Source organism: Xenorhabdus hominickii (assembly GCF_002632725.1).
Classification (GTDB): domain Bacteria; phylum Pseudomonadota; class Gammaproteobacteria; order Enterobacterales; family Enterobacteriaceae; genus Xenorhabdus; species Xenorhabdus hominickii.
In genome coordinates this window covers 1-1,889 of record NZ_NJAI01000033.1, presented here as the reverse complement: position 1 = coordinate 1,889, position 1,889 = coordinate 1, and the positions used below count along the sequence as shown (strand labels likewise).

Here is a 1,889-nt window from a genome sequence, read left to right as displayed (position 1 = left end):
TAATTTGGTGGAACCTCTCGGAATCGAACCGAGTCCTAATGCTCTTCAGGCATCCGCGCGAACCCTCTACGCCAAAGTTCCAGAAATGAAAAAGGCCACACATTAGCGTAGCCTTGAAATATTCATCTAAATATCCCGCAAGTCTGGGATTTTGAACTACGAAATATCTTTTCGTAGTTGGATTTACGACGGGTAGATAGCAAAAAACCCCGCCGAGGCGAGGTCTGAGATTCGGATAAGGCCACCTAAGAAACACTTACGGCAACCTTATACGAAAGTATTGCTCATTTGCTCATTGATGTCAACACGTTCTATGCAATCTTTTTAATTTTCTCTACACGTTTGCGAGTTTTAAACGCATTTTGCAGAGGTTGATACAACAGATAGATGCTGGCACTTAAAATCTCATCCACTTCACGACGACATGTACCACGGGAAGGCTTTTTCAGCCTCCCCCCAGAGCGAGTCATCATTTTGCGTGGATTTGCGACTCGGTGATAGTAAGATGCAATCGACAGTTTCGAGGCACCATGAGCGTAGTAACTCAGTAAAATACCGTAGGCTTTTTGGTCAATGCACATGACGGAATCGACGACCTGAGAAATCAACATTCCATCATCATCATTGCATATCGGCCTGTCTTGTCCCTTACGGGGTTCTACGCTCACCATGAACTTGTAGATCATGTTCATCTGGCGCTTATCAATCCTGCCACTGTAAACCCATGCTCCCCATAAATTTAACCATCGTTCAATCCAATCTTGTTGCTCTGTAGTGAGCTGTTTCTCCCTGATACTACTCATCTCACCTCCGGCAATACTGTGTGATAATCATCATTGGCCGTACTAAACATGATCCTGACGCCGTGCATGACTTCACCGACAACAATAGCGCGGTCTTTTTTCTGGATGATGTTGTAGTCCTTGCCGTATTTCTCTTTTTTATGTCTGGCATCCTCGATAGCCTCATAAAAATCATCGAAGACTATGTTCATGCCGCCTCCATAAACTCGCGTTTCCTGCGCTTTTCGTAATACCGTGCCCGACGGGTGAATATTTGTTTCACTCGTTTGAGATAATCGATATTGAAGTTGCGCGTTTTATTATTTGATTCGAGAGCCTCAACCCTGCCGAGGCCAATTCGTTTGATGAGCCGGATGCGATATTCAACTGCGTTACCACTGAGTTGACGATTACATTGGGTGCATGATGAATGGACGTTAAAAACATTAAATCTCAAATGTAATGCCGCACCTCTTGACCTGTAATGGCTGGCATCAATGGCACTGCCAGTCAGATAATTATTAGCGCCTACCAATTTACAGCCACAACTGACACACTCTTTCCTGTGGTCTCTGGCGCGTATGTACTTATTAAACGCAGCCTGAGCTTCTTTCTCCCAGTCAGATTGGGATTTTAGCTTTTCTTTTCTGGCTTTCAGTTCCTGACGCTCAACAGACTGCTGACGGCGCAATTCTCTCTCGGCCTTGCGCGTGGTCTCTTGTTTGGCATATTGGACAGAGCAGGGAACTGAACAGACTGTTTGAGTGGATCGGTATGGCGTGAATTCGGTGAGACAGATTTTACAGGTCTTCGGCTTCGGCGTTTTTGCCTTTGCCATTCCCTACATTCTCCATGTCTATGATTTTTCTGACAGCCTCTTTTAACTCTTCTTCGATATCACTGGTTCTTCTCAACCGCGGCAATAGAGGGCATCCAGCCCCTTCACCGTGCTCTTTGTTGCATAAATAGCACCACCATGACCCGCCAGTTATTCGAATCATCACCTATCCCCCAACACCAGTCCCATAATCAGCATTGACGCTGCCCAAATTCCGATGAATATGAGGTACTTCATTTGATTTGCTCCACATGCAGCCCATGGCCAAA

General features: G+C 45.5%; 4 protein-coding genes and 1 tRNA gene. All 5 read right to left on the bottom strand.

The features are described from left to right. Positions 1-5: 5 nt before the first annotated feature. Positions 6-81 (bottom strand) — tRNA-Phe (locus Xhom_RS24770). Positions 82-311: 230 nt separating this feature from the next. Further along, a complete protein-coding gene (locus Xhom_RS24765) occupies positions 312-803 on the bottom strand; it encodes an antiterminator Q family protein (protein WP_069316233.1) in 492 nt (163 codons plus the stop codon). After that, the gene (locus Xhom_RS24760) at positions 800-994 is read right to left on the bottom strand and encodes a hypothetical protein (RefSeq protein ID WP_069316234.1); all 195 of its coding nucleotides are present in this window, start codon (positions 992-994) and stop codon (positions 800-802) included. Before Xhom_RS24760 ends, Xhom_RS24765 begins: the two co-directional genes overlap by 4 nt. After that, positions 991-1,620: a recombination protein NinG gene (locus Xhom_RS24755; RefSeq protein WP_069316235.1), complete on the bottom strand. Its 630-nt coding sequence runs from the start codon at positions 1,618-1,620 to the stop codon at positions 991-993. The genes Xhom_RS24760 and Xhom_RS24755 overlap by 4 nt, the downstream gene beginning before the upstream one ends. After that, a complete protein-coding gene (locus Xhom_RS31750; protein ID WP_099140122.1) occupies positions 1,583-1,783 on the bottom strand; it encodes a hypothetical protein in 201 nt (66 codons plus the stop codon). The genes Xhom_RS24755 and Xhom_RS31750 overlap by 38 nt, the downstream gene beginning before the upstream one ends. Positions 1,784-1,889: the final 106 nt, after the last annotated feature.

Excerpts from the sequence above, each read along its gene's own strand:
- Xhom_RS24765 (WP_069316233.1), bottom strand. The coding sequence starts at position 803 with ATGAGTAGTATCAGGGAGAAACAGCTCACTACAGAGCAACAAGATTGG.
- Xhom_RS24760 (WP_069316234.1), bottom strand. The coding sequence starts at position 994 with ATGAACATAGTCTTCGATGATTTTTATGAGGCTATCGAGGATGCCAGA.
- Xhom_RS24755 (WP_069316235.1), bottom strand. The coding sequence starts at position 1,620 with ATGGCAAAGGCAAAAACGCCGAAGCCGAAGACCTGTAAAATCTGTCTC.
- Xhom_RS31750 (WP_099140122.1), bottom strand. The coding sequence starts at position 1,783 with ATGATTCGAATAACTGGCGGGTCATGGTGGTGCTATTTATGCAACAAA.